We start from the raw sequence: 26,501 nt of genomic DNA on the forward strand, positions 1-26,501 counted from the left end.
GCTTCGCCGGACGTCTCATCACGCCGCGACCCACGCCACGCCGTGGCTCGAATGCAACCTCGCGACGAATATGTTGCGGTTGTGATACAGCCGCCTGAATCCTGTCGCATCGTGGCCGCAATCGCTTGGCGTCGCCGCTGCGGCTGCTAACGTCGCATTGTCGAGACCCATGGTCTCATCGGCGGCGAGACGTGTGCTCGCCAGCAAAGTCATTTGAAACTGGGGGAGCCGATTGATGGCCGTCACCAAGAACAGGCTTTTGACCACCACCGTCTTCATGAGCCTGGCGCTCATGACGCCGCAGGTGGTCATGGCGCAGGACTCGCAGAACACCGGGTCTGAATCGCAGCAGGAAGCCGAAGACGACGCGACGGAAGTCGGCGAAGTCGTCATCACCGGCTCGCGCATCCGGCGCAACGAGTTCACCTCGACCCAGCCGATCCAGGTGATCACCTCCGAGCAGGCCACGCTCGAAGGCCTGGCCGACACCACCGAGATTCTGCAGTCCTCGACCGCGGCGAACACGGCCACGCAGATCAACAACTTCTTCACCGGCTTCGTCACCACCGGCGGCCCGGGCGTGAACACGGTGTCGCTGCGTGGTCTGGGCGCCCAGCGCACCCTGATCCTGGTCAACGGCCGTCGCGCCGGCCCGGCCGGCGTGCGCGGCACGGTGGGTCCGTTCGACCTGAACACCATCCCCAGCTCGCAGATCGAGCGGGTCGAGATCCTGACCGACGGCGCCTCGTCGATCTACGGCTCGGACGCGGTCGCGGGCGTCATCAACATCATCACGCGCAGCAACCAGGACGGCGGCAACTTCGAGGCCTTCGCCTCGGTGCCGGAGCGCGAGGGCGGCGAGGAGTACCGGATTTCGGGCTCCTGGGGCCAGACGTTCAGCCGCGGCTACTTCAACGTCGGCGCCGACTACTATGAGCGCAAGGCGACGCTGTTCGGCGATCGCGACTGGTTCGACTGCCCGCAGGACCGCGTCTTCGCCGACGAAAGCCTGCTGGTGCGTCGCGACGTGCTGGAGAACGGCGAGTACAAGTGCGACTTCGTCCTGAACAGCATCATCCGCACCCAGCTGGCCGGCTCGGCGGGCCCGGTGGCGGTCGCCAACCGCCGCGACGGCGATTTCATCTTCGACCCGACCGCGACCCAGGGCACCGGCTTCACCGGCTGTAACATCCCCGGCTGGCGTCACGTGGCCGGCGGCTTCAACAGCGCCGCGACCCCTGGCCCGGACTGCTCGATCACCGCCTCGCCCACGGATGTCCGCCGCGCGGCCTATTCGGTCTACCCGCTCTATAACGACCGCTATTCGAGCCGGACCGCGATCTCGCCGGTGAAGCGCTACAGCATCACCTCGTTCGGCGGTTTCGACGTGACCCCGCGGATCGAGGCCTTCTACGAACTGCTGCTGAACCGTCGCGAGTCCGAGCAGAACTCCTGGCGTCAGCTGTTCCCGACGGTGTCGCCGTTCCACAGCGACAACCCCTTCGGCGGCCCCTTCAACGGTCAGACCAACACCTTCAACGGCGGCTACTACGCCACGCCGGTGGCCCTGGTGGACTCGATCAACCGTCAGGAAGTCGATTACGGCCGCATCGTCGCGGGCCTGCGCGGCGACTTCGACGCGTTCGGCAAGAACTGGGACTGGGAGCTGGCGGCGCAGTACAGCCGCTCGGAAGGCACCTACGGCGGCAACTTCTTCTATAACGACCGCGTTGAGGCCACCGCCGGCTACTACGCCCTGTTCGGACGGGACGCGACCGGCAACTTCGCCGATCTCGACGGCGACGGCGATATCGATGCGACCGATCGCGCACCGCGTGCGTTCGGCGCCGCCACCGGCAACTGCGATGCGGCGATCCTGATCTCGGCCACCGACTGCCCCGCCGGCGGCATCGACTGGTTCAGCCCGGAGTTCCTGCGCGACGGCGTGCTGCCGGCCGACCAATACAACTTCATCTCGGGCTACGAGGAAGGCCTGACGACCTACGATCACATGTACATCGAAGGCGTCGTGTCGGGCGAACCGTTCACCCTGCCGGCCGGTCCCGTCGGCGCGGCCCTGGGCTTCCAAATCCGCAAGGAAGAGATTGACGACACCCCGGGGCCGGAGCAACTCCGCAACAACCTTTGGGGCTCGACCTCGGCCGGACGCACCGTGGGTGAGGACACCATCCGTGAGGTCTTCGCGGAAGTGGAGCTGCCGATCGTCCGCGACATCCCGCTGGTGCAGGCGTTCACGGTGAACCTGTCGGGCCGCTTCTCGGACTACGACTCCTACGGCGAGAACTCGACCTACAAGGTCGGCCTCAACTGGGAGATCACGCCGGAATGGCGCATCCGCGCCTCGAACGGCACCTCGTTCCGCGCCCCGGCGCTGTATGAGCTGTACCTGGCCAACCAGACCAGCTTCATCGGCCAGGCCAACATCGATCCGTGCCGCAACTGGGGCACCTCGACGAACCAGGTCCTGCGCGACAACTGCGCCGCCGAGGGCATCCCGGACGACTACGCCGTTCCGGGTTCGTCCGCGACCGTCATCGCGGGCGGCGGCGTCGGCCTGCTGGATCCGGAAACCGCCGAGGCCACCTCGATCGGCCTGATCTGGACGCCCAGCTGGATCGACCTGAACATCGCTATCGACTACTTCGACATCCAGGTCGACGACCAGGTGGCGCAGTTCGGCGCGGCCAACATCCTGTCGGCTTGCTACACGTCGGAAAACTACCCGAACGAACCGCTCTGCACCCTGTTCACCCGTGACCGCGACCCCAACTCGGCGCGCTACCTGCAGGTGCTGACGGTCAACAACAACTACGTCAACATCTCGCAGCAGAAGAACCAAGGTCTGGACATCAACGTTCGGTATAACCGCGAGTTCTCCTTCGGCGATCTGCAGATCACCGGCCGCGTCAGCCACATCCTCGACTGGACGACGCAGGTCTTCAACTCGTCGGTCGTGACGGTGAACAACAGCCGCGTCGGTTCGCCAGAAACGGTGGGTGAGCTGAACTTCCGCTTCGACCGCGGCGACTGGACGGTCTTCTACGGCATCGACTACGTCGGTGAGTCCGACAACGATCCGTTCTTCGCGACCCCCGGCAACGCCACGACCTTCTTGGGAGAGCCGGTGTTCGTGGAACGCGGGACGGAGGAATACCTCACCCACGCCATCTCGGTGCGCAAGCAGATGGACGACTGGACCTTCCAGGTCGGCATCCAGAACGTGTTCGACGAGAACCCGCCCTACTTCGGCATCTCGTCGGGCTCGACCGTGATCGGCAACACGCCGCTGGCCACCCAGTACGACTGGAACGGCCGGACCGGCTTCGTGAGCATCTCGAAGACCTTCTAAGGCTTCGAACAAGTCAGACTGCGAGGGCGGCGGGACATCCCGCCGCCCTTTTTCTTGTCTCGGGTCCGGCTTGCGGAGCAGGTCGGGCGCCGATCGGCCAGGCCCCGCCCTCTCCCGAAGAGCGCCGCCCGGCGCGGCTCGCGTGAGCTCGACCGCCAGTCCACGGATGTGATCCGCGCACGCTTCGGCGCGCGGGAGGTCCTCACCGGGCCTCAGGGCCCGTGCGGACGCGGGTTGATCGCGCGATCGTCTAGAGATTCTCGCGAAGCCAGCCGGCGCAGCGCGCGATCAGGCCTCGCGCGTGGGGGCTGGGAGCGTCGGCGGCGGTGATCTGCCGCGCCATCAGCTTGCGGGCCGACACCGCCTCTCGCGGACCGTAGGCGGCGCGCAGGAGGACGCCGGCGGCGGTGCAGAAGGCCGGCCCGGACGCCGCGTCGGCGAGGTGAGGCGCCCGCTGCGGCCGACCGAGACGGACGGGCCGGTCGAACACCCTGACGGCCAGCTCACGCACGCCGTTCAGCTGACTGGCCCCGCCTGTCAGCACCAGACCCGTGCCGGGCTCGAGCCCCACGCCGGACTGTCGCAGCCGATCCCGCAGGAGCTCCAGCGTCTCCTCCACCCGGGGCGCGATGACGGTCTTGAGCATCGCCCGGGGCACCACCACCGGACCGGCCGAGGCGTCCTCGCCGCGCGGCGGGGCCTCCAGCATCTCGCGGTCCTCGTTGGCCGAGGCCATGGCCGACCCGTGCAGCGTCTTCAGCCTTTCGGCGCCGGCGCGCGAGGTCGACAGGCCGCGCGCGATGTCGGCCGTGACATGCTCCCCGCCGACGTTCAGGCTTTCGATGTGGAGCAGCGAACGCTCGCCCCAGACCGCGGCGGTGGTGGAGCCGCCGCCCATGTCGATGCAGACGCAGCCGAGATCCGTCTCGTCGTCCTCCAGCGCCGCCAGGGACGAGGCGACCGGCGCCGCGACGACGCCCTGAAGGTCGAGATGGGCCAGCTCCAGGCAGTGGCTGAGGGTCTGGAACACCCCCTCGGACATCGACACCACCACGAGGTCGAGCCCCAGCGAGCCGCCGCGCATATTGCGGGGATCGCGCACGCCCTTGGCCCCATCGACGGACCAGGCGACGGGCAGGACGTGGATGGGCCGTCGGTTCGGCAGGCGAATCTCGGCCAGAGCCATGCCGATCGCCCGGGCCAGGTCGGCGTCGCCGATCGGGCTGGCGCCAAGCGAGACCCGTGCGCGCACCCGGTGGGTGGACATCTGGCCGATGGCGGTGCCGACCACGACGCCGGAGACGGGGGCGCCGGCCGCGCGCTCGGCGCGCTCGACCGCCTGTCCGATGGCCTGGGCGGCCTCGTCCATGTTGATGATCGCGCCGCCCTTGACGCCCTTGGACTGGACATGGCCCGCGCCCGCGACGCGGATGGTGCGGTCGGCGTGGCGAACGCCGTCCGGCTTCATGATGAAGCAGCCGATCTTCGAGGCCCCGAGGTCCAGCGCCGCCACGACGGGCGCGCGAGGATCCGTCGTGGGCTGGCGATCCCCAGCTTCGCGCCTCATGCCGCCGCTCCCGCCGTCTCGCGTCCGGCCGGGCGGAGCGCCACCGCCTCCGGCGTCCTCAGATCGACGCGCGAGAAGCCCAGGTCCAGCAGCCGCTCCCGCTGATCCATGGCGTCGAGCTGGATCAGCGCCGCCTCCTCGCCCACCGCCGGCAACAGGATGACGGAGCCGTCCTTGAGCCTGAGGTCCCAGCGACGCTCATCCACCCGCACCAGGGCCTCGAGCCGCGACGAGAGGCGCGGCCGCTCGCGCAGAAGGGGCAGTATCTGCGGCGCCGCGTCGGCCGCCCCGGCCCCAACCACCAACGGCAGCTCGGCGTGGGCCCGCGCATCCGCCCCGGGAATGACCTGGCCGGAGGCGTCGATCACCCAGGCGCGCCGCCCGTCCTGCCACACCGCCAGCCGGTCGTGCTCGACCACATGGACGATCAGGGTGTCGGGCAGGAGGCGGATCACCTTGGCGGACCTCACCCATCCCACCGACTCGACGTCCTCCCGCAGGGCGGTCAGATCGAGGCGCGTGATCGGCTGACCGGCGGAGAGCTGAAGCGCCCTCTGGATCATCGGCTCGGCCTCGCGCGATGCGCCCTCGATGGAGACCCGACGCAGTCCGAAGCCCGCCGCCACCACGCCGCGGTCCGCCGCCGTCGTCACCGCCCCGATCAGGCGCTCGCCGCCCCCGCTGGCCAGAAGCACGATCACGACGGCCGTCGCCGTCGCCGAGAACGCCAGGCCGACGGCGCGCGGCGAGAGGTCCAGCCGGCCCAGCGCGGACACCTTGGCCGGAACTCCCGGAGCGTTCCGAGAGGCCCCGCCCCGTCCCTTGCCGCCTTGACTAGCACTCCGTCGCCGACCGCCGCGCACTACCGCGGGCATGAGGCGTCCTCCACCATCCACCGAACCAGGTCTTCGAAGCTCATTCCGACGTGCGCCGCCTGCTCGGGGACGAGCGAGGTCGGCGTCATGCCGGGCTGAGTGTTGACCTCCAGCAGAACGAGAACGTCCTTAACATCGTCATAACGAAAGTCGGATCGCGTCACGCCTCGGCAACCCAGGGCGACGTGGGCGAGCTCGGATTCCCTCAGGGCGCGCTCGAACACGGCCGCCGGCAGCTCCGCCGGAAGCTTGTGGACGGATCCCCCCGGCGCGTACTTGGCCTCGTAGTCATAGAAGCCCTTCGTCGGGGTGATGTCGGTGACGGTCAGGGCGCGCGGCCCGCTCGCGTCCCCGATGACGGCCACCGCCAGCTCCTTGCCGGCGACATAGGGCTCCACCATCACCAGCTCGCCATAGGTCCAGTCGGGCGCGCCGACCGCCGCCTGGGGCCCGTTCGCCCCCTCCGGCACCAGATAGACGCCCACCGACGAACCCTCGGCGTTCGGCTTGATGACGTAGGGCGGGTCGATGACGTGGCGGCTCGCCACCTCGTGACGGTCGAACAGCCCGCCCCCCGGCACCGCCACCCCCGCCGCCTTGAGGATCGACTTGGTCTTGTCCTTGTCCATCGTCAGGGCCGAGGCCAGGACGCCGGAGTGGGTGTAGGGGATCTGAAGGGTCTCCAGGATTCCCTGGACACAGCCGTCCTCGCCCCATGCGCCATGCAGAGCGTTGAAGGCGACGTCGGGCCCGAGATCGGCGAGCACTTGGGCCAGGTCCCGGCCCGCATCGACCCGCGTGACCCGATAGCCGACCCGTTCCAGCGCGTCCGCGCAGCCCCTGCCGGAGCTCAGCGACACCTCCCGCTCCGACGACAGCCCGCCCATCAGGACGGCGACATGCAGGTCGGCGGGGAGGCGGGACATGGGAAGCTCCGGCTGTCCTGCGCTGGTTAGCAATCCGCCGGACTCGTGAAAAGCGGCGGGACGTTCAGGCGGCGCGTTCGGCCTTCGTCACGGGCAGGACGATCTCGCTGAGCACGCCGCCGAGGTCCGAGACGCCGGTCCGCAGGTCGCCCCCGCGCTTACGCAGCCAGGCCTTGTCGAAAGCCCTGCCGGACGTGGGCGTCGCGTCCAGCTTCGAGGTCTGCTCGGCGGTGAGGCGCAGGACGCGATCGTCGGCCCCGTCGTCCTCGATCAGGATCCGCACATTGACGCCGTCGCCGGTCAGGGACACGCGCAGCCTGCCGCCGACCGTCGCCGCCTCCGTCGCCGCGATCAGCGCCTCCTCGATCAGTCGTGCGACCCTCGGCCGGTCCAGCGCAGTCAGATGGCCCGGTTCGAGTCGCTGCTCGACGATGATTCCGCGCCGACGCGCCGCGAAGGCGGTCGCGCCTATCGCCTCCGCCAGCACCCGGCCGACGTCATGGGCCTGACGAGAAGCCCCGCGCGGGCCTCCGGCGATCATCTCGCGCGACAGGGCCTCAATTTCCGCGCCGCTCTCGGCGATTCGGCTGAGCAGCTCGCGCTGACGGGGATTGAGGTCCCCCAGCCGGCCGCTGCGCAGCATCTCAGCGAGGGTGACGACGCCGGACAGCGGGGAGCGCAGCTCCTCCCCCACCTCTCCGATGAGCCGGACCTTCGCGTCGGTCTCGGCCTGGGCCGCGACGCGCTTCGCCTCAGCGTCGGCGGCGATGGCGTCGAGCCGCTTCAGCATCATGGCGAGCGGATAGGCGGTGGCGACCAGACACCCCAGGAAGATCTGCGCCCACACCACCGGATCGACTCCGTAGCGCGCGAGACGCGGCAACGACCCTTCTCCCATCAGGGCTGATCCGATCAGCCCCATGGCGACCAATCCGATCGCAAGGGCGCCGCCCCGGTCACGGTCGTACAGCACCGCGAGCGTGACCAGCGGAAAGGCGAGCAGAAGCGCCGGGGCCTGGCTCTGGAAGCTCAGGGCGAAGAAGATCAGTCCCGCGGCGGCCGGGGCCGCCATCCCGCGCCACACGGGCCATGTGCTCCGGCTGGAGATCGACAAGGCGAAGGGGGCGACGATGGCCATGCCCATCGCGTCGGCCAGAAACCAGCCTCCCGCCTCGGCCAGAAGCGCGGCGCCCGACAGGTCAAGCCCCAGGGCCATTACAGCCGTCGCAACCGTCGCGGAGGCGAGGGGCCCGGCCAACACCGCGCCGAGGAAAAAGCCTCTCAGGTCCTTGAGCGCGGCCAGCGGCATGGAGACGCCGCGCAGGAAGTGGACGGCGATCAGGATCTCGATGACGTTCGCGGCTGGGAAGGCCAACGACAGTCCCAGCGGACGCCCCGCCGCCAGATTCGCCCCGACCATGGCGACGGAGGCGACGCCGACGGCCATGCGCTCGCAGACCCGCGTCGGACAGGCGCGCAGGATGAACGCCAGAACCAGGGCGTTCGCGGGCCACACGGCGGCGACGGCGGCGGTTCCCCTGAAGAAGTGGATCGCGCCCCAGCAGATCAGGAAGGTCAGGACGCCCAGTGCGGATACACCGACGAGCCTGCCGAGTTGCGCGCGCGAGATCATGACGGCGATGTGACGCCTGGGCGCTTACCCGCCCATTAACGGCTCAGCTCGCGCGACCCATGCGCCTGATTTCCCAATCGAGCCGCACCCCCGTCTTGGCCAAGACGTCCTGACGGACCGCCTCGCCCAGGCCCTCGATGTCCGCGGCGGTGGCCTCGCCGGGATTGATCATGAAGTTGGAATGAAGCTCGCTGAACTTCGCGCCGCCGCCCGTCACGGCGAACAGCTTGCCGCGCCAGCCCGCCTCGTCGACCAGCTTCCAGGACGAGTGGCCCGGCGGGTTCTTGAAGGTCGAGCCGCCGGTCTTCTCTCGGATCGGCTGGGTCTGTTCCCGCCGCGCGGTGATCTCGTCGATCCGCGTCTGAACCGCTTCGGGCGCGTCGAGCGCGCCGCGATAGGTCGCCTCGATCCAGATGATGTCCGCCGGCGCCTCCGAGTGACGGTAGGTGTAGCCGAAGTCCGCCAGCGCGTAGTCGACCCGGTCTCCCCGCCGGTTCAGCCCCCACGCCGACACCAGCACGTCCTTCGTCTCAGAGCCGTAGCAGCCGGCGTTCATGGTCAGGGCCCCGCCGATCGTGCCCGGGATGCCCGCGTAGAACTCCAGGCCCGCGATCCCGGCCCGGGCCGAGGCCTTCGCGACCATGGCGTCCAGCGCGCCGGCGCCGGCGGTGATCATGTCGCCCCCGGTCGCCACCTGGGCCCAGGCGCGGCCCGCCAGCCGGATCACCACGCCCTCGACACCGCCGTCGCGCACGATGACGTTGGAGCCTACGCCCAGCACCGTGACGGGCACGCCCGGATCGAGCGCCTTCAGGACGTCCGCCAGATCCTCCGCGTCGGCCGGGATGAACAGCACGTCCGCCGCTCCGCCGACCCGGAACCAAGTGTAAGGGCCCAGCGGCTCGTCCAGCAGCAACTTGCCGCGCGCTTCGGGCAAAGACTCGCGCCAGTCGCTCATCGCCCCCCTCTCTGGTGAGAAACCATCCGCTCAAGCCGCTCCAGCTGGTGCGCCTCCAGTCCATCTCCCGTCGCATGCGCCGGCTTGCCGTCCCCGAGCTCCAGCCAGGGCACCCGTCCCTCGATCCCCCAATGCATCTCCAGAGGTGCGGCCTGGGGATCATCCAGACTGCCGATGGTGACGTTCATCCACTCGCTGTCTTTGTAGGCGAAGGTCAGCGGCGTGCCGCAGCGCGCGCAGAACCCGCGCTCCGCTACGGAGGAGCTTTCGAAGACGGACAGCGGCCCCTCGAAAGCGACCTTCGATCTCGGCGCGCCCGCCAGCGCGGCGAAAACTCCACCCGTCGCCCTCTGGCACATCCGACAGTGGCAGAAGTGGTTGTGAGACACGCCGCCTTTGATGCGGTAGCGAACCTCGCCGCACTGGCGCCCGCCCGTCAGCGCGCTCACCCCATCGCCTCCAGCTGCGCCGGGAGGGCGTAGGCCCAGCTGGTGATGTCGCCGGCGCCGAGCAGGACGACGAGATCGCCCGGCTTGGCTTCCTCGCGGATCACACGAGGCAGGACGGCGGCGTTCTCCAACGGATGCACATTGCGGTGGCCGAACCGACGCACGCCCTCGACCAGAGCGTGCTTGTCCACCCCCTCGATCGGCTGTTCGCCGGCCGGATAGACATCGGCGACGATCACCGAGTCCGCGTCCGAGAAGCAGGTGGAGAACTCCTCCATCAGGTCCCTGAGGCGGGTGTAGCGGTGCGGCTGAACCACTGCGATCACGCGTCCCTCGGCCACCTGACGCGCGGCCTTCAGCACCGCGGCGATCTCCACGGGGTGATGGCCGTAGTCGTCGACGACGCGCACGCCGTTGACGACGCCGGTGGTGGTGAAGCGCCGCTTGACCCCGCCGAAACCCGCCATGCCCGCCTTGATCGCTTCGTCCGGCACGTCCAGCTCACGGGCGACGGCGATGGCGGCCAGCGCGTTCGAGACGTTGTGCCATCCCGCCATCGGCAGGTGCACGCCCTCGATCCGGTCCGGCTCCTCCAGCGCGGCCATGCCCCGCTTCTGGATCACCACGTCGAAGCGCGCGCCGTCCGGCCCCATCTGGCAGTTGTCGGCCCGCACCATGGCCTGCGGGTTGACGCCATAGGTGACCAGGCGCCGGTTATCGATCTGGGCGACCAGCCGCGCCACCTCGGGGTGGTCCAGGCAGACGGCGGCGAAGCCGTAGAACGGGATGTTCTCCACGAAGTCCACGAAGGCGGCCCGCACTCCCTCGAAGTCGCCGTAGTGGTCCAGATGCTCCGGATCGATGTTGGTGACGATCGCCACGGTGGACTTCAGCCGCAGGAAGCTGCCGTCGCTCTCGTCGGCCTCGACCACGATCCAGTCGCCGTCGCCGACCTTGGCGTTGGTGCCGTAGGCGTTGATGATCCCGCCGTTGACCACCGTCGGGTCGAAGCCCGCGGCGTCCAGCAGGGCCGCGACCATGCTGGTGGTCGTCGTCTTGCCGTGTGTGCCGCCGACCGCGATCGAGAACTGCAGCCGCATCAGCTCGGCCAGCATCTCGGCCCGGCGCACCAGCGGGATGCGCCGCTCGCGCGCGATCCTCAGCTCCGGATTGTCCGGCTTGACGGCCGTCGAATAGACCAGCGCCGAAACGCCGTCCGACACATGCGCCGCGTCATGGCCGATGAAGACCTTGGCGCCCAGCTTCTCCAGCCGCTCGGTGTTCGCCGACGCCTTGGCGTCCGAACCGTGCACCTGATAGCCGATCTTCAGCATGATCTCGGCGATGCCGCTCATGCCGATGCCGCCGATGCCGACGAAATGGACGGGACCGATGTCGAAGGGGACGGGGCGCAGGCGACGGATCATCCGCGCGGCTTAGCAGGCGGGAGGCCGGGCGGGCTAGTCGTCCTTCCCCGGGGGTGTCCAGGCTTCCTCTCCATCCGGCCAGCGCATCCGATCCCTCGGCAGGGCCTCGGGGCATTCGTCGCGCATGAAGGCCAGCATCCCCTCGCGGATTTCGCAGCGCAGATCGAAGGCGGCCCCCGCGTTGGCGGCGCTGGCGAGGCAGCGCACCTGGGCCGTCCGCTCGGTGACGTCGGTGACCTGGAGCACCTGCACGTCACCGTCCCAGTGCGGCGAGGCCCTCACGATCGCCTCGAACGCCGCCCTCAGCCGGTCCATGGGCGCGGCGTAGTCGACGTAGAAGAAGGCCGAGCCGATCAGCCGCGCGTTCTCGCGGGTCCAGTTCTGGAAAGGCTTGGAGATGAAATAGCTGAGCGGCAGCACCATGCGCCGCCAGTCCCACAGGCGCACGACGACGTAGGTGGAGGTGATCTCCTCGATGTTGCCCCACTCGCCCTCGACGATCACCGCGTCGTCGATGCGGATCGGCTGGGTCACCGCGATCTGGATGCCGGCGAGCAGGTTCGTCAGCACCGGCTGCAGCGCCAAGCCGGCGATGATGCCGACGACGCCGGCCGAGGCCAGAAGGCTGACCCCCCACTGCCGGACGCCCGGAATGGTCATCAGCGCCAGCGCCACGGTGACCATGCCGACCACCACCACCGCGACCCGCTGCAGAATGCGGGTCTGGGTGATGTGTTTCCGCGCGATCAGGTTGTCCGGCGACTGGAGGTTGAAGCGGCGCAGATAGACGACCGCCCACATATCGACGGCGTCCAGCGCGATCCAGCCCAGCACCAGGATCGAGAAGAAGCCGCAGACGTGCCGGATCTGCGCCGAGGGCGCGGGATCGAGCGGAGAGATCGTGACCCCCACCGCGATCGTGATCAGGATCACGAGGATGCGCAGCTTCTTGCGGGCGCGCTCGACCACCCCGCGCCAGAACAGGTCGCGGCTCTTCACGATCAGGCGCAGGATGCTGAACACGACCCGGTGCGCCACCCAGCCGACGCCGACGCACAGCGCGACGACGAGGGCGATGACCGCCCATTCCGGCAGCCAGTCGAAACGTCGCCACTGGAGGATGATCCAGCGCGTGATCTCATTCATTTCGCGGGGCATGAGTTGACCATAGCGCAAGACCTGACGAGCAGTTCCGCATTCCTCCCCCTCGCGAGGAGGAGGGGGACCGCCCGAAGGGTGGTGGAGGGGGCGACTTCAAGCGTCGGCGTCTGGGGTCGCCCCCTCCACCCCTTCGCGGTCCCCCTCCCCCGTGAACGGGGAAGGAATCTACGCCCGGCTTTCGACCAGATCCGCCAGACGCCGCGCGGCGTCGGGAATGGCGACGGATCGGGCCGCCGCCGCCTTCGCCGCCAGGGCCGCCGGATCGCTCAGCATCGCCTCGACCGCCCGGCTCAGGCGCTCGACGGTGAGGTCGTCCTCAAGGATGACTTCGGCCGCGCCCACGTCGGTCAGCAGCCGCGCGTTCAGCCGCTGGTGGTCGTCAGTGGCGATCTTCAGGGGCACGAGGATCGAGGGCCGCCCGACCACCGCCAGCTCCGAACAGGTCGAGGCTCCCGCGCGCCCGATCACCAGATGCGCCCGGCCCAGACGCCCCGCCATGTCACGGAAGAAGGGCGCGACCTCGCAGGCGATTCCGGCGTCGTTGTACAGGTTCAGCGCCGCCTCCAGCGTCTCGGGCCGGGACTGCTGCTGGACGTGCAGCCGATCCCGCAGCGCCTGGGGCAGGGCCGCCAGCGCCCGGGGCGCGGTCTCGCTCAGCACCCGCGCGCCCTGGCTGCCGCCGGTGACCAGCACGCGAATCTCTTCGGTCGGCGCGTCGTAAGGGTGGTCGTAGAGCGCCGCGATCTCGGCCCTCACCGGGCTTCCGACCACATGCGGCGTCACGCCCGCCGGGGTCTTCTCCAGCGTCGGAAACGAGGACGCCACCGCCCGCACCCGTCCGGCCAGCAGGCGGTTGGTGCGGCCCAGCACCGCGTTCTGTTCGTGGATCAGGGTCGGCCGTCCCTGGCTGAGGGCCGCCAGCAGGGCGGGCGCCGAAGGGTAGCCGCCGAAGCCGACCACCACGTCGACCTGCAGCCGATTGAACGCCGCCCGCGCCTGCACCACGCCCTTCAGGATGGCCACGCCCGCCTTCATCAATCCGACGGGCCCTGAGCCGGTGGCGGCGTCCAGCGCCAATCGTTCCTCGGCGGGAAAGGCGTGGGCGTAGGCCTCGCCGCGCCGGTCGGTGGCCAGCACCACCCGCCAGCCGCGCGCGGTCAGCTCCCGGGCCAGGGCCTCGGCGGGAAACATGTGGCCGCCGGTGCCCCCGGCGGCGACGACGGCGGTTCTGTAGGCTGCGCGCATCCCTGCGGTCTAGCGAAGCCGGGCGCACACGTCACCCGCCGCGCCTCACGTCACGCTGTCTTCAGCATCCGCTTGCGCTCGACGGACGAGGGAATCCGCAGGGCCTCGCGATACTTGGCGACGGTGCGGCGCGCGATGTCGATGCCGGCTTCCTTCAGCAGCTCGACGATGCGGTCGTCCGACAGCACGTCCGCGCCGGCCGCCTCGGCCTCGATCATCGACTTGATGCGGTGGCGCACCGCCTCGGCCGAGTGGGTCGCGCCCCCGTCCGAGGACTGGATCGCGGCGGTGAAGAAAAACTTCAGCTCGAACACGCCGCGCGGCGTGGCGACGTATTTGTTCGATGTCACGCGGCTGACGGTGGATTCGTGCATGCCGATGGCGTCTGCGACGGTCTTGAGGTTCAGGGGGCGCAGGAACTCGACCCCGAACGCCAGGAACGCGTCCTGCTGGCGAACGATCTCCGACGCCACCTTCAAGATGGTCTTGGCCCGCTGGTCCAGCGACTTGACCAGCCAGTTGGCCTGGGCCGCGCAGTCGGCGACGAAGGCCTTTTCGGTGTCCGAGCGCGCCGCGCCGGCGACGACGGCGTGATAGCGCTTGTCGACCAGGACGCGCGGCAGGGTGTCGGTGTTCAGCTCGACCCGCCAGCCGCCCGCCGGATCGGGCCGCACGTGCACGTCGGGGATCAGGGTCTGGGCCGGCTCGCCGCCGAAGCCCGCGCCGGGCCGAGGCGTCAGCGCCTTCAGCTCGGCGATCATGTCGGTCAGATCCTCGGCGTCGACGCCGCAGACCTTGCGCAGGCCCGCCAGGTCGCGCCGGGCCAGCAGCTCCAGATTCTCCACCAGCGCCGCCATAGCCGGGTCGAAGCGGTTGCGCTCGATCAGCTGCAGCTTCAGGCACTCCGGCACCGAGCGCGCCATGATCCCGGTCGGCTCGAACCCGTGGCAGACCGCCAGCACCGCCTCGACGCGATCGAGGCCGCAGCCCAGGCGGTCGGCGACCTCGGCCAATTCGCCGCGCAGGTAACCGCCCTCGTCGACCTGATCGATCAGGGCCAGCGCGATGGCGTGGTCGGCGGTCGACAGCCTGGCGGACGACGCCTGGGCCTGGAGGTGTTCCCACAGGGTCAACTCGCGCCGGTCCGGCCGGTCGCCGTCCAGATCCTCGGGCGCCGCGCCGCCGCGCCCTACGGCGGACCAGTCCGCGAGCCCCGGCTGGGCGGTCTCGTCGGCGCGATCGCTCACCCGCTCGCCCGGGCTGGCCTCGCCGTAGAGGTCGTCGGCGCGGGCATCCATGGCCCCGGCCGCCTCTTCGGCCCCGGCGTCGTCCAGGCTCAGCTCGCGGTCGGGGGTCTCGGCGACGGGCTCGGCTTCGCCCTCGGCGTCCTCGCGCGCCAGCAGCGGGTTGCGCTCCAGCTCCTGCTCGACGAAGGCCTCGAGCTCCAGATTGGAGAGCTGCAGCAGCTTGATCGCCTGCTGCAGCTGGGGCGTGACCACCAGCCCCTGGCCCTGCCGGATCTCAAGCCTCTGTCCGAGCACGTCCGCCCCAGCTCCCGAAAGGCTCGGACCGAATGGCCCGAAACTTGCTAAAGCCCAGAGTGGCGGCGAGGGGTTAACGCGGGTTGAAGCCACGCCCTTCTCCTTCCCCGTTGCACGGGGAGGAGATCATGAAGCCGCTTGGCTCCGCTCCGGCACGTCCCACGGATCTAGCGCTGCATCGCAGCCGGTCCCGAACGTCCAGACGACGAAGGCGACGCCTCCGAACGCACCGACCGCCAAGGTCCCGAGCGCGACGACAAGAAACGCCAGCGCCGGCGACGTCGCTCACCTCGCCTCCGGCATCTCACCTAGTCCTTCACCTTGCGCCGCCCCTTCGGCGCCGGATGGGCGTCCGGATCGTAGAGGTCGCCCAGATAGACGCGGCGCACCTCCGGATCGGCGATGATGTCCTCCGGCGCGCCCTCGAACAGCACCTGACCGGCCGAGATGATGGCGGCGCGGTCGGTGATCTCCAGCGTCTCGCGCACGTTGTGGTCGGTGATCAGCACCCCGATCCCCCGCTCGGCCAGATAGCGGATCACCTGGCGGATGTCGGCGATGGCCAGGGGGTCGATGCCGGCGAACGGCTCGTCCAGCAGCATGAAGCTGGGCTTGCCCGCCAGGGCGCGGGCGATCTCCACCCGGCGCCGCTCCCCGCCCGACAGGCCGCCGGCCGGAGCCTGCTTCAGATGCCCGATGTGCAGTTCCTCGAGCAGGCGATCCACCTCGGCCCAGACCTCGTCCTTCGGCGTGTTGAGCTCGGCGACGGCGGCGACGTTCTCCGCCACCGTCATGCCCCGGAAGATCGAGGCCTCCTGCGCCAGATAGCCCAGGCCCATGCGGGCGCGCTGGTACATGGGCTGGGGCGTGATGTCCTCGCCGTCCAGCCAGATGCGGCCGGAGTCCGGCGGGATCAGGCCGGTGATCATGTAGAAGCAGGTCGTCTTGCCCGCGCCGTTGGGGCCCAGCAGGCCCACCACCTCGCCGCGCTGGACGGTCAGGGAGACGTCGCGCACCACCTGACGCGCCCCGAAGGCGCGTGCGATATGCTCGACGCGCAGCCCCTTGGGCCGAGGGTCCACGTCGCCGATCGGCGTCGCTTCCGCGGCCGCCTGGGGGGCGCGGTTCAGAAGGGACAGCTCTTTGCGCGGCACGTCGTCGGCGCTCAGTTCTGCTCGGGGTAGAAGACGCCCTCGACCCGGCCGCTGGAGCCGCCCGACAGGCGCGCCGTGCGGCTGTCCACGTCATAGGTGGCGGTCGAGCCGGTCAGGACGTTCTGACCCTGGGTCAGGATGACGTCGCCGGTGACCGTCACCACGCCGGTCGAGACCGCATAGGTGGCGCGATCCCCGCGCAGGGTCTGTTCCGGGGTGACGTAGTAGACGCCGCCGCTCGCCTCGATCCGCGTGATGGCGCCGTTCGTCAGGGTGACCTCCACCGCCTCCGCCCGCAGCCGGTTCTGCCCCTGCAGGATTTCCGCGTCGCCACGCAGCGCGATGCCGGTCGGCGTGTACTCGCCGGTGTTCGCGCCGTACATGATCGGCTCGCGGCTCGGCGCGGTCTGCGCGGAGACCGATGCGGCCACGGCGGACGCGGCGATCACCGCGACGGCGAGGATTGAGGTCAGCTTCGTCATGTCAGTCGCCCGCGACGCTGAGAGTGCCGCGCACCTTCTCTCCGGGCCGCCCGAAGAGCTCGATGCGTTCGCCCTGATCGTGAATGGCATAGGCCGAAGCGCGGATGGTTCCAAGAGGGCCGGTCCCCTCTATGCCCTTGTCGCCGGTCACGACGCCGGTATCGGTGTCCACCACCGCCTCCGGGCTGGTCAACCGGAAGCCCGAGTCCGCGTCCACGATCCGCACGTTGGCGCCGAGGGTGACGGTCTTTCTGGCCTGGTCGTAGACGCCGGCGTCGGCGGTCAGCTCGGTGACGGCGTCGCCGCCCATGTTGAGCCGCAGCACCGGCCCGTTCAGGCGGAAGAAGCCGGTCTGAGGGTCGCGCACCGCGCCTTCGGCTCCGATCACGAATGAGCGGCCCAGGGCGTCCTGTCCGTGGAAGACGGGGTTGTCGAGCCGGATCTCCCGGCTCTCGCTCGCCTCGCGCTCCACGCCGGAGATGACGGTCCGCAGCACCGTCCAGCTCAGCGCCCCGCCCGCCAGCACCAGAATCGCCGCCGGCAGCACCCGTCTCGCCAGCTGCACCCGTCGGGCCCGCGCGCGGAAGCGTTCGGCGGTCCGGGCGACCCGGGCCTCGTCGGCTTGCGTGCGGCGCTCCAGCTCGTCCATCGTCAGGCGTGCGCGAAGATGTCGATCTCGTCCCAGCCCTCGAGGTCCAGGCGCGCCCGCACCGGCAGGAAGTCGAAACAGGCCTGGGCCAGCTCGGTGCGTCCCTCACGCGCCAGCATCTCGTCCAGCTTCGCCTTCACCGCATGAAGATAGAGGACGTCGGAGGCGGCGTAATCGACCTGCGCCTGGGTCAGGGTCGTCGCGCCCCAGTCCGAGCTCTGCTGCGCCTTGGAGATCTCCACCCCCGCCAGCTCGCGCGTCACGTCCTTCAGGCCATGGCGGTCGGTGTAGGTGCGCGCCAGCTTCGAACCGATCTTGGTGCAGTAGACCGGCCGGGTCTCCACGCCCAGGTGCAGCAGGAACATGGCGATGTCGAAGCGCCCGAAGTGGAACAGCTTCAGCACCGCCGGATCGGCCAGCAGCCGCTTCAGGTTCGGGCAGTCGTAGGCCGGCCGGTTCAGACGAACCACATGGGCGTCGCCGTCGCCGGACGACAGCTGCACGACACAAAGCGGATCGCGTCGGAACCGCAATCCCAGGGTCTCGGAATCCACGGCCACCACCGGGCCGAGGTCCAGGCCGTCCGGCAGGTCGCCCTCATGCAGGTGAACCGTCATCACGTCTCCTTCACGCCTCCGATAGCCGAGCCGGGGCCGCGAGGCGATAGGCGCGGAAACCAAGAAGGGCGCCGGATCGCTCCGACGCCCTTCTCATAACTGGTGCCCAGGAGAGGACTCGAACCTCCACGGCCGTTAAGCCACTGGCACCTGAAGCCAGCGCGTCTACCAATTCCGCCACCTGGGCCCGATCTCTCGACCGGAAGGCGCGGACCCTTAAGGCAGGCGACGGGTGCGGTCAACAGCCCTTTCGCACCCCCCGCGACGACCCCTCGCGTTGCGGCGCAAGGCGCCATCGTCTAATCCGCGCACACAGGTTTCGGAGAGCGGGTCACATGGCTCAGATGGCGGGCAAGGTCGTCGTGGTGTTCGGCGGTTCCGGCTTCGTGGGCGCCCAGGCGGTCAGGGCGCTGGCCAAGCGCGGCTGGCGCGTGCGCGTGGCCGTCAGGAAGCCTCACCTCGCCGGGCCGCTCCGTCCGCTCGGAGACATCGGGCAGATCCAGGCCATGCGCTGCGACATCACCCGTCGGGAGGACGTGGCGGCGGCGCTCGAAGGGGCGGACGCGGCGGTCAATCTGGTGGGCCTGCTGTTCGAGGGCGGCGGCAGAAGCTTCCAGGCCGCCCATGTGGACGGCGCCCGGCACATCGCCGAAGTCTGCCGCGAGAAGGGCGTCGAACAGCTGGTCCACATCTCGGCCATCGGCGCGGACCAGAACGCCGCAGCCGGCTACGCCCGCACCAAGGGCGAGGCGGAAGTGGTCGTGCGCGACGCCATGCCCCATGCGGTGATCCTGCGTCCGTCGATCGTGTTCGGGCACGGGGACGGATTCCTGAATCGCTTCGCGAGCCTGGCGACGATGGCTCCCGCCCTGCCCCTGATCGGCGGCGGCGTGACGAAGTTCCAGCCGGTCTATGTCGGCGACGTCGCCGAGGCGATCGCGGCGGGCCTGGAGCGCGCCGACGCCCGAGGCCGGACGTTCGAGCTCGGCGGGCCCGAGGTGTTCAGCTTCAAGCAGATCCTCGAACTGATCCTGCGGGAGACCAAGCGGCAGCGAATCCTGCTGCCCATCCCCTTCATGGCGGCGCGCATCCTGGGCAGCTTCGCCCAGCTCACGGCGGTGATCGGCGTCGCGCCGCAGCTGACGCGCGACCAGGTGCTGATGCTGCAGAGCGACAACATCGTCTCCGCCGGCGCGCCTGGTCTGACCGACCTCGGCGTCCAGCCGACCGGGCTCGAGGCCATCGCCCCCAGCTATCTGTGGCGCTATCGCCGCGGCGGCCAGTTCGCCGAAGCTCCACGCCAGACGGAAGACGCGCTGCCGGCCTGAGGGACACCGAAGCTCTGGGCTCACGCGGACGGGGGCGGACCCGACCGCTCGGCGCCGCGCAGCCCCTTCATCCGGCGCGACAGAACAGGACTGAGCACCGCCCGTTCCTCAGGCGTCAGCGTCTCGAACGTTTCCAGCATCGCCCCTTCCAGCCGGCCGCGACCGCGCACCTCGGCCTGACGCGACTGTTCCAGCAGGGCCGCGACCGCCGCTGGGTCGAAGACTGCCGCCTGGGACAGCGCGACGGCCTCGCGACGCGCGGCCCGCGCGGCCTCGAAGTCCGGACGGGCGGCCAGCGCAGCCTCTCTCATCGAGGCCAGCACGCGTTCACGGGTTTCCGGCTCCAGCTGAGCCAGGGCCGGGCCAAACGGGCCGCCGCGGCGTGGCAGGCGCTCGGACACGCGCGCCTCGATCTCCTTCCACTGCATCCAGGCCGCGACGCCGCCGGCCACCGCAAAAGCGTTCAACGCCAAGGAGACGGCCAGCAGGATGCCCAACAGGCGCGGCGTCATTGCAGAATCTCCGTATCGTCCACGCCGTCGGCCGCAGCCTGGTACAGCACCACGTCCGCCTGGATGTCGATCGCCGCTCGGCTGACCGCCGCTTCGCCGACGAGCAGCCCCGCGCAGACCGCCGCCGCCACGCCCGCGCCGGACAGCCAAGCGGAGCGAGGCGCACGCGAAGTCGCCCGGGGCGCCCACGCGAATGGCCCCTTGCGCGCTTTGGGAGCCGCGTCGATGACCCGCTCCCGCAGTCGCGCGCTCACGTCCAGACGAGGCGCGGCGTGAAGTATGGCGTCCAGCCCCCGCGCCTCGAACAGAACGCGCTCCAGCTCCGGATCGCGCGCGAGCAACGACCTGGCCGCATCGCGCTCCGTCTCGGGCCAGCGCCGCCAGTCCGCTCCGTAGGCGTCCGCCAGTTCACTGAGTCTTGTCGCATCCATCTTCAGCCTCCCGCCCGTTCGGGCGCGATCTCCATCAGCGTCTGTCGGAGGGCCCGCCGTCCGCGCGACAGCAGGCTCTCCAAGGCCTCGACGCTGACCGCCATCAGACTCGCCGCCTCGATGTTGGTCAGTTCCTGGTAGTGACAAAGCACGATCGCCTCACGCTGGCGTTCGGGCAACCGGGCCAGGGCGGCCTTCACCCGGACTCCGACGTCACGAGCTTCAAGCCCCCGCGCGGGGTCGGCGCTCTCGTCGGGCCCGTCGGGCAAGGCGTCCAGCGTGACCTCGCGTCGCCGTCGCAACCGGTCGTAGCAGAGATTCAGCGCCACGCGGTGCAGCCAAGTGTCGAAGCGGGCCTGGCCCGGGCGCCATCGCGGGGCCTGTCGCCACGCCTTGAACATGGCTTCCTGGGCGACGTCCTCCGCTTCGGAGGCGTCGCCCAGCATGCGGTAGGCGAGCGAAACCATACGCGGCAGCTTCCTCGCCACCATCGCCTGAACGGCTGCGGGATCGCCGCGCGCGACACGGCGAATCAGGTCCTCGTCAGGATCGTCCACCCGCGCCAAGCCGCCTCGATCCGCCGTCCAAGCGAGCGGCGGCGCGAATAGGGTCGCCGCCTCGTCCGTCATCAGACCTACTACTCCTCCCCGCCGTCCGGCGAGCCCGGAAATCCACCCGCGCCCGCGCGCGCGGCCCACATGCGGGCGCGGGCCTCGTCCATCTCCTCAGTAGTCAGCCGACCGTCCCCGTTGGCGTCGAACCGGTCGAAGCCCGCGGTCGCCTGGGCTTCGGCCTCGGCCAGGGTGATCGGCAGCCGCTCCATCCGGCGATCGGCGCGGCGCTGATTGCGTTCGCGCCGGCGTTCGGCGCGCGTTTCGGCGCGGGCCTCCGCCTGGGCCTGAAGCTGCGTGCGGGCGGCCTCGGCCTCCTCCCGGGTGACCGTACCGTTCGCGTCGGCGTCGAGGCGACGCAACGACGCCAGCCGAGCCTCGACGAACTCGTCGCGGGTGATGATCCCGTCGCCGTCGGCGTCCGCCCGGGCCATGGCCATGCCGGGCCCGCCGGGACCGCGGGGTTCCTGCGCTATGGCCGCGCCAGCCGTCAGCACGATCAGCCCGAAGGCCGTCCCATAGATGATGCGCTTCATGTCTTGTCTCCGTCCGGCGACGCTCGCCGCGATGCTCGCCCCACGGAACTGAAACGCAGAGCAGGCCGGAGTCCGTCGCTCAGCTCTGGAGCAGCCGGAGAAGGCGCGCCCGGGCGGCGGACCGGAGTTCGCTCAGTCGAGTCTTCAGGGCCGGGAAATCGCGCACGTCGGCGGCCTCGGCGAGTCTCTGCTTGAAGCCGCTCGGTTCGTCCTCGACGTCGCCCCGCTCGTCCAGGGCGCAGGCCAGCACCTGGGCCAGCCGCTGCTGAACGCGCCAGGCCGACGCCAGGTCGGGCTCATCGGCGAGGGCCTGCAGGGTGGACACGGTCAGGGGGCCGCCCGCCGCCGCCGCCCTGAGCTGCAGGAACTGGGCGGCGAACTCCGCGTCCACCAGGCCGCCGGGGGCCAGTTTCAGGTCCCAGAAGTCCTTCGCCGGACGCTCGCGCTCCATCAGCCGGCGCATGGCCAGGACATCGGCCGCGACGTCCACGTCCGGTCGCGGCTGCCTCAGCGCCGCTTCCATGGCGTCGGCGACCTGTCGGCCGAAGGCGGCGTCGCTGGCCCAGGCGACCCGCGCGCGGGTCAGGGCCAGGAATTCCCAGGTCGCGGCTTCGCCGGCATAGTAGTCCTGAAGCGCCTTCAGGCTGACCGAGACCGGGCCGGCCGAGCCCGAAGGCCTCAGCCGCATGTCCACCTCATAGAGGCCGCCCTCGCCGGTCTGGGTCGACAGCGCCGCGATCAGCCTTTGCGTGAAGCGCGCGTAGAACACGTCCGCCGCCCAGCCCCTGATCGCCGACACCGCCCCGTCCGGCGCCGCGTAGACGGTCATCAAGTCGAGGTCGGAGGACGCCGTCATCTCGCGAGACCCGGCCTTGCCCAGCGCCACCACGGCCACCGCGCCGGGGAAGGCGCCGCCGATGCGCGCCGCCTCGCTCAGGGCCGCGGGCGCCAGGGCGGCGAGCGCAGCGTCGGCCAGCGCCGTGAAGGCTCGCCCGGCCGCTTCGGCGCCCGCTCGCCCGAGAATGGTCTGAAGCCCGATCCGGAAGGCCTGTTCCCGCGCGGCGCGCCGGACGCGATTCATGGCGTCCTCGAAGTCGGCGCCGTCGGCCGCGCGCGCGATCTCGTCCAGCACGCCGGAATCCTCGTCCAGCGGCGCCAGGAAGCGTTCGTCCAGGATGCTGTCCAGCGTCGCCGGGTGCCGCGCCAGCGCTCGGGCCAGCTTGGGCGCGAACGCCATGACCCGCACGATCAGGGCGAACAGCTCCGGCTGGTTGAGGAACAGGGCCTGGACCTGCACCCCCGCCGACAGGTTCGAGAAGAAGGCCGAGAAGCGCGTGAAGGCCGCGTTGGGGGCGCCGGTCTGGGCGGCCGCGGTCAGCAGGCGGGGGGCCAGCCGTGTGAACAGCTCGCGGCCCCGCGCGGTGCGCGTCGCGGGAATCCGGCCGTGATGCCATGCCCGGATCGTCGCGCTGACCGACGCTGGATCGTCGAAGCCCATCCGGTCCAGGGTGAGCAGGGTCTCGGGATCGTTCTCCACCCCCGTGAAGACCAGGCTGCCCCAGGGTGACGAGAGGTCCTCCTCGTCCGCGAACAGCTCGCCGTAGCGTGCGTTCACGCTCCCCAGCAGCATCTCGACCTCGGCGTCGAAGACGGCGAGGTCTCCCTCCCCCGCCAGCGCCGCCACAGCGCGCCGGCGCGCCGCGTCCTGCGGCAGGACGTGGGTCTGCTCGTCCTCCAGCATCTGGACCCGATGCTCGAGCGTCCGCAGGCGGACGTAGGCGATCGACAACGCCTGGGCGACCTCGACGGGGATGCGATCGGCGACCGCCAGCGCCGCCAGCGCGTCGAGGGTGCGCGGCGCCCGCAGGGCCGGGTCGCGACCACCGAGGATCAGCTGCTGGGTCTGGGCGTAGAACTCGATCTCGCGGATGCCGCCCCGGCCGAGCTTCAGGTTGGCCCCCGCTGCGCTCAGGCCGTCGCCGGTCTTGTGGGCGTGAATCTGCCGCTTGATCGACTGGATGTCGAGGATCGCCGGATAGTCCAGGCTGCGGCGCCAGACGAAGGGCCTCAGCGCCTTCAGGAAGGCCTCGCCCTCGGCCAGGTCCCCCGCTATCGCCCGGGCCTTGATGAAGGCGGCGCGCTCCCAGTTCTGACCCACGGATTCGTAGTAGGCGAGCGCCATCGGCGCGGCCACGGCCGGGGGCGTCGAGGAGGGGTCGGGCCGGAGGCGCAGGTCGGTGCGAAAGACGTAGCCCTCGCCGGTGCGTTCGGACAGCAGGCTCGCCAACCCCTGCGCCAGCCGGTCCATGGCCCGCTGCGGCTCGACACCCTCGGCCAGGGCCTCGCTCACGACCTCCGGCTCCCAGAACACCGACACATCGATATCCGACGAGTAGTTCAGTTCACCCGCCCCGTGCTTCCCCATCGCCAGAAGAAAGAGGCCGGGAACAGGCCCGCGCCGATCGTCCGGCGGGGTCCTGAGGGCGCCGCGCGCGCGTAGATCGTGGGCCAGCGCCCTCAGGGTCGCGCGAACGGCGGCGTCGGCGAAATCGCTGAGCGCCTGCGTGACGCGATCCAGATCCCACACGCCGCCCAGATCGGCGAGCGCCGTCAGGAGATGCAGGTCGCCCTTCAGGCGCCGGAGCGGGGCGCGGACCCCGTCCGCGCCGCCGGTCAGCGCGTCGGTCCGAGCCAGGATGTCGCGCAACCGGGCCTGCGGATCGGCGTCCAATGTCGCGGTGAGACGTCCGGGATCCCGTCGACAGAGCGCGGTGAGATAGGGCGAGGCGGCGAAGACCGGCGCCAGCGCCTCCCACGGCTCGGGACCCGCCAGATCGTCGCGCGCCCGCTCGGCCGCGACGGGGTCGACGATGGGACCGCAGGGCCTGATCCGGTCCGCCAACCTCATGCCGGCGGCAGGACCAGCGCGACCCGCAGCCCCGGCCCGGAGCCGCCGTAGGCTCCGGGGCCCTCGTCCAGCTCGACCCGGCCGCGATGGGCGTCGAGCACGGCGGTGACCAGCGACAGGCCCAGGCCCGCGCCCGCCTGGCTGCGGCTGTTGTCCAGTCGAACGAACCGCTCGACGACGCGCTGGCGATCCTCGTCGGGCACGCCGGGCCCGGTGTCGGTGACCGAGAACTCCACCTCGCCCGACGAGCGGCGGCGCGCCCTAAGCATCACGGCGCCGCCCTCGGGCGTGTATTTGATGGCGTTGTCGATGACGTTGGCGAGCGCCTGGGCGAGGAACGGCTGGTTGGCCTTCAGCATCAGTCCCGTCTCGATCTCGGCGGAGAACTCCAGGCCTTTGTCCTCGGCGGCGGGTTCGTAGAGCTCGGCCATGTCTGCAGCCAGGGTCGCGGCGTCGAACAGCTCGGGATCCGGCGGCTCGGAGGCCGCCTGCAGGCGGGCGATGGCCAGGACGGTGTTGAAGGTCTTGAGCAGGTGATCGGCCTCCCCCAGCGCCGTCTGAAGGGCGTCGGCGCCGTCGATGCGGCCAGCCTCGGCGTCGATCAAAGCGACCTCAAGCTTGGCCCGCATCCGGGTCAGCGGCGAGCGCAAATCGTGGGCGATGGCGTCGCCGGCGTGGCGAATCGAGGCCATCGAGGCCTGAAGCCGATCCAGCATGTGGTTCAGGCCCTGGCCCAGCTCGTCGATCTCATCTCCGGAGCCGCGCACCTCGGCCCTAGCGGAGAGGTCGCCGCCCTCGACGGCGGTCACGACGCGGTTCAGCCGCGCCATGGACCGCTCGACGTTGCGGCTGATGAACAGGCCCCCGCCGACGCCCAGCAGCAGCACCGCCAGCATCGAGGCCCAGAGCGCCTGGGTCAGCCGACCCAGATAGCGCTCGATGTCGCCGATGTCCTGGCCGACGAACAGCATCTGCCCGCCCGTGAGCCGCATCTGGACTCCCAAAGACTGCGGCCGCACCACCCGTCCCGCCTCGTCATTGCCGGTCAGACGGAACGTCTGCCACCGCGTCTCTCCATCGAAGTCCTCGATCGGCGAGACGCTGATGTTGCCGGTGATGGGCGTCCCGTCGGCCCGCATCAGGAGATACAGATAGGTGCCGCCCCGGGCCGTGCGCTCGACAAGGGCGGCGTTCAGCGCCTCGATCCCCCGCTCGCGGTGAATGGCGCTCAGCACCTCCACCTCGGTGCGAATATCGGCTTCCGCCCGCGCCCGCGCCTCCTCGGCCGAGGTGACGTAGACCCATCCCAGGATCGCGCTCGCCGCCGCCGCGAACAGCGCCACGAACAGCAGCGTCACCCTGAACGGCGTGCGGCGGAAAAGGGAGGGGAGTTTCATCGGCGACGCCGGCCGGGGCTCACGCCTCCAGCCGGTACCCCGCGCCGCGCACGGTCTGGAGCATGGCCCGGTCGAAGCCCTTGTCGATCTTCGCCCGCAGGCGGCTGATGTGCACGTCGATGACGTTTGTCTGAGGGTCGAAGTGGTACTCCCAGACCTTCTCCAGCAGCATGGTGCGGGTCACCGACTGGCCGGCGTGGCGCATCAGGAACTCCAGCAGCTGGAATTCGCGCGGCTGCAGGTCGATCTCCTGACCCGCGCGATGGACGGTGCGGGCGATCAGGTTCATCTCCAGGTCGCCGACCTTCAGCACCGTCTGCACCCCGCCGGTCTCACGCCGTCGCGACAGGGCCTCGACCCGCGCGATCAGCTCGGCGAAGGCGTAGGGCTTGACCAGATAGTCGTCGGCGCCGGCCTTGAGGCCCGTCACCCGGTCCTCGACCTCGCCCAACGCCGACAGGAACAGCACCGGCGTCTGATCGCCGCCGCCGCGCAGGGTCTCGACCATCCCGACCCCGTCGAGGCGCGGCATCATGCGGTCCACGACGTAGACGTCGTAGCCGCCCTTCTGCGCCTCCAGCAGACCATAGGCGCCGTCCACAGCGTGGGTGACCTCGTGCCCGGCCTCAGACAGGCCGCGCACCATGGCGCCGGCGGCCTCGGCGTCGTCCTCGACGACCAGAATGCGCATCAAACCCCTCCCCCGAGGTCTCTCATGGCGGAA

At 70.3% G+C, this 26,501-nt stretch carries 24 protein-coding genes and 1 tRNA gene; 2 read left to right on the top strand and 23 right to left on the bottom strand.

Features of this window, described 5'->3' with window-relative positions:
- Positions 1–18: 18 nt before the first annotated feature.
- Positions 19–279 carry a hypothetical protein gene (locus ACFFGE_RS05825; RefSeq protein WP_376835280.1) on the bottom strand — a complete coding sequence of 87 codons (261 nt, stop codon included), beginning with the start codon at positions 277–279 and terminating at the stop codon, positions 19–21.
- On the opposite strand from ACFFGE_RS05825, the gene ACFFGE_RS05830 reads away from it, so the two are divergent.
- On the top strand, positions 260–3,370 hold the full coding sequence (locus ACFFGE_RS05830) for a TonB-dependent receptor domain-containing protein (protein ID WP_376835282.1): 3,111 nt from the start codon (positions 260–262) through the stop codon (positions 3,368–3,370). The genes ACFFGE_RS05825 and ACFFGE_RS05830 overlap by 20 nt on opposite strands.
- 250 nt (positions 3,371–3,620) lie before the next feature.
- Here the strand turns inward: ACFFGE_RS05830 and ftsA are convergent, their stop codons facing one another.
- From ftsA to ACFFGE_RS05905, 15 genes are all read right to left on the bottom strand, one after another.
- Positions 3,621–4,937: a cell division protein FtsA gene (ftsA, locus tag ACFFGE_RS05835; protein ID WP_376835284.1), complete on the bottom strand. Its 1,317-nt coding sequence runs from the start codon at positions 4,935–4,937 to the stop codon at positions 3,621–3,623.
- Complete coding sequence (locus ACFFGE_RS05840) at positions 4,934–5,713, bottom strand: cell division protein FtsQ/DivIB (RefSeq protein WP_376835286.1); 780 nt, start codon at positions 5,711–5,713, stop codon at positions 4,934–4,936. Before ACFFGE_RS05840 ends, ftsA begins: the two co-directional genes overlap by 4 nt.
- A gap of 86 nt (positions 5,714–5,799) precedes the next feature.
- On the bottom strand, positions 5,800–6,738 hold the full coding sequence (locus ACFFGE_RS05845; RefSeq protein WP_376835288.1) for a D-alanine--D-alanine ligase: 939 nt from the start codon (positions 6,736–6,738) through the stop codon (positions 5,800–5,802).
- Positions 6,739–6,802: 64 nt separating this feature from the next.
- Positions 6,803–8,371 carry an MASE1 domain-containing protein gene (locus ACFFGE_RS05850; RefSeq protein WP_376835290.1) on the bottom strand — a complete coding sequence of 523 codons (1,569 nt, stop codon included), beginning with the start codon at positions 8,369–8,371 and terminating at the stop codon, positions 6,803–6,805.
- 43 nt (positions 8,372–8,414) lie between these two features.
- Positions 8,415–9,329 carry a UDP-N-acetylmuramate dehydrogenase gene (gene murB / locus ACFFGE_RS05855; protein WP_376835292.1) on the bottom strand — a complete coding sequence of 305 codons (915 nt, stop codon included), beginning with the start codon at positions 9,327–9,329 and terminating at the stop codon, positions 8,415–8,417.
- Positions 9,326–9,778, bottom strand: a complete 453-nt coding sequence (locus tag ACFFGE_RS05860; protein ID WP_376835294.1) for a GFA family protein — start codon at positions 9,776–9,778, stop codon at positions 9,326–9,328. Before ACFFGE_RS05860 ends, murB begins: the two co-directional genes overlap by 4 nt.
- A complete protein-coding gene (gene murC / locus ACFFGE_RS05865; protein WP_376835296.1) occupies positions 9,775–11,205 on the bottom strand; it encodes a UDP-N-acetylmuramate--L-alanine ligase in 1,431 nt (476 codons plus the stop codon). The genes ACFFGE_RS05860 and murC overlap by 4 nt, the downstream gene beginning before the upstream one ends.
- Positions 11,206–11,238: 33 nt before the next feature.
- Positions 11,239–12,351 (bottom strand): mechanosensitive ion channel family protein, encoded by a 1,113-nt coding sequence (locus tag ACFFGE_RS05870; protein WP_376835298.1) that lies wholly within the window; start codon positions 12,349–12,351, stop codon positions 11,239–11,241.
- Between the two features lie 180 nt (positions 12,352–12,531).
- The gene (murG, locus tag ACFFGE_RS05875) at positions 12,532–13,611 is read right to left on the bottom strand and encodes an undecaprenyldiphospho-muramoylpentapeptide beta-N-acetylglucosaminyltransferase (protein WP_376835301.1); all 1,080 of its coding nucleotides are present in this window, start codon (positions 13,609–13,611) and stop codon (positions 12,532–12,534) included.
- A gap of 50 nt (positions 13,612–13,661) precedes the next feature.
- Positions 13,662–15,152, bottom strand: coding sequence for an RNA polymerase factor sigma-54 (gene rpoN / locus ACFFGE_RS05880; protein WP_376835303.1), 1,491 nt, complete (start codon positions 15,150–15,152; stop codon positions 13,662–13,664).
- Between the two features lie 308 nt (positions 15,153–15,460).
- Entirely contained in the window at positions 15,461–16,306 is an 846-nt protein-coding gene (gene lptB, locus ACFFGE_RS05885) for an LPS export ABC transporter ATP-binding protein (protein WP_376835305.1), read from the bottom strand.
- Positions 16,307–16,317: 11 nt separating this feature from the next.
- Entirely contained in the window at positions 16,318–16,788 is a 471-nt protein-coding gene (locus tag ACFFGE_RS05890) for an LptA/OstA family protein (protein ID WP_376835308.1), read from the bottom strand.
- A gap of 1 nt (position 16,789) precedes the next feature.
- Complete coding sequence (lptC, locus tag ACFFGE_RS05895; protein WP_376835310.1) at positions 16,790–17,437, bottom strand: LPS export ABC transporter periplasmic protein LptC; 648 nt, start codon at positions 17,435–17,437, stop codon at positions 16,790–16,792.
- Between the two features lie 2 nt (positions 17,438–17,439).
- Positions 17,440–18,054, bottom strand: coding sequence for a ribonuclease D (locus ACFFGE_RS05900; RefSeq protein WP_376835312.1), 615 nt, complete (start codon positions 18,052–18,054; stop codon positions 17,440–17,442).
- 100 nt (positions 18,055–18,154) lie between these two features.
- A tRNA-Leu gene (locus tag ACFFGE_RS05905) sits at positions 18,155–18,241 on the bottom strand.
- Positions 18,242–18,389: 148 nt separating this feature from the next.
- Here ACFFGE_RS05905 and ACFFGE_RS05910 point away from each other — a divergent pair.
- Positions 18,390–19,382 carry a complex I NDUFA9 subunit family protein gene (locus ACFFGE_RS05910; protein ID WP_376835314.1) on the top strand — a complete coding sequence of 331 codons (993 nt, stop codon included), beginning with the start codon at positions 18,390–18,392 and terminating at the stop codon, positions 19,380–19,382.
- Between the two features lie 20 nt (positions 19,383–19,402).
- Here ACFFGE_RS05910 and ACFFGE_RS05915 read toward each other — a convergent pair whose 3' ends face one another.
- The 7 genes from ACFFGE_RS05915 to ACFFGE_RS05945 form a co-directional block, all read right to left on the bottom strand.
- Positions 19,403–19,894: a periplasmic heavy metal sensor gene (locus ACFFGE_RS05915; protein ID WP_376835316.1), complete on the bottom strand. Its 492-nt coding sequence runs from the start codon at positions 19,892–19,894 to the stop codon at positions 19,403–19,405.
- Entirely contained in the window at positions 19,891–20,325 is a 435-nt protein-coding gene (locus ACFFGE_RS05920; RefSeq protein ID WP_376835318.1) for a hypothetical protein, read from the bottom strand. The genes ACFFGE_RS05915 and ACFFGE_RS05920 overlap by 4 nt, the downstream gene beginning before the upstream one ends.
- 2 nt (positions 20,326–20,327) lie before the next feature.
- Positions 20,328–20,891: an RNA polymerase sigma factor gene (locus ACFFGE_RS05925; RefSeq protein WP_376835575.1), complete on the bottom strand. Its 564-nt coding sequence runs from the start codon at positions 20,889–20,891 to the stop codon at positions 20,328–20,330.
- A 71-nt stretch (positions 20,892–20,962) separates the two neighbouring features.
- Positions 20,963–21,472: an EF-hand domain-containing protein gene (locus ACFFGE_RS05930; RefSeq protein ID WP_376835320.1), complete on the bottom strand. Its 510-nt coding sequence runs from the start codon at positions 21,470–21,472 to the stop codon at positions 20,963–20,965.
- 79 nt (positions 21,473–21,551) lie between these two features.
- Entirely contained in the window at positions 21,552–24,380 is a 2,829-nt protein-coding gene (locus ACFFGE_RS05935) for a bifunctional [glutamine synthetase] adenylyltransferase/[glutamine synthetase]-adenylyl-L-tyrosine phosphorylase (protein ID WP_376835322.1), read from the bottom strand.
- Positions 24,377–25,777, bottom strand: coding sequence for a sensor histidine kinase (locus tag ACFFGE_RS05940; protein ID WP_376835324.1), 1,401 nt, complete (start codon positions 25,775–25,777; stop codon positions 24,377–24,379). Before ACFFGE_RS05940 ends, ACFFGE_RS05935 begins: the two co-directional genes overlap by 4 nt.
- Positions 25,778–25,796: 19 nt before the next feature.
- Positions 25,797–26,468, bottom strand: coding sequence for a response regulator transcription factor (locus ACFFGE_RS05945; RefSeq protein WP_376835326.1), 672 nt, complete (start codon positions 26,466–26,468; stop codon positions 25,797–25,799).
- Between the last annotated feature and the right edge of the window lie 33 nt (positions 26,469–26,501).

Source organism: Brevundimonas balnearis, from assembly GCF_042434805.1.
In the GTDB taxonomy this organism is placed as follows: domain Bacteria; phylum Pseudomonadota; class Alphaproteobacteria; order Caulobacterales; family Caulobacteraceae; genus Brevundimonas; species Brevundimonas balnearis.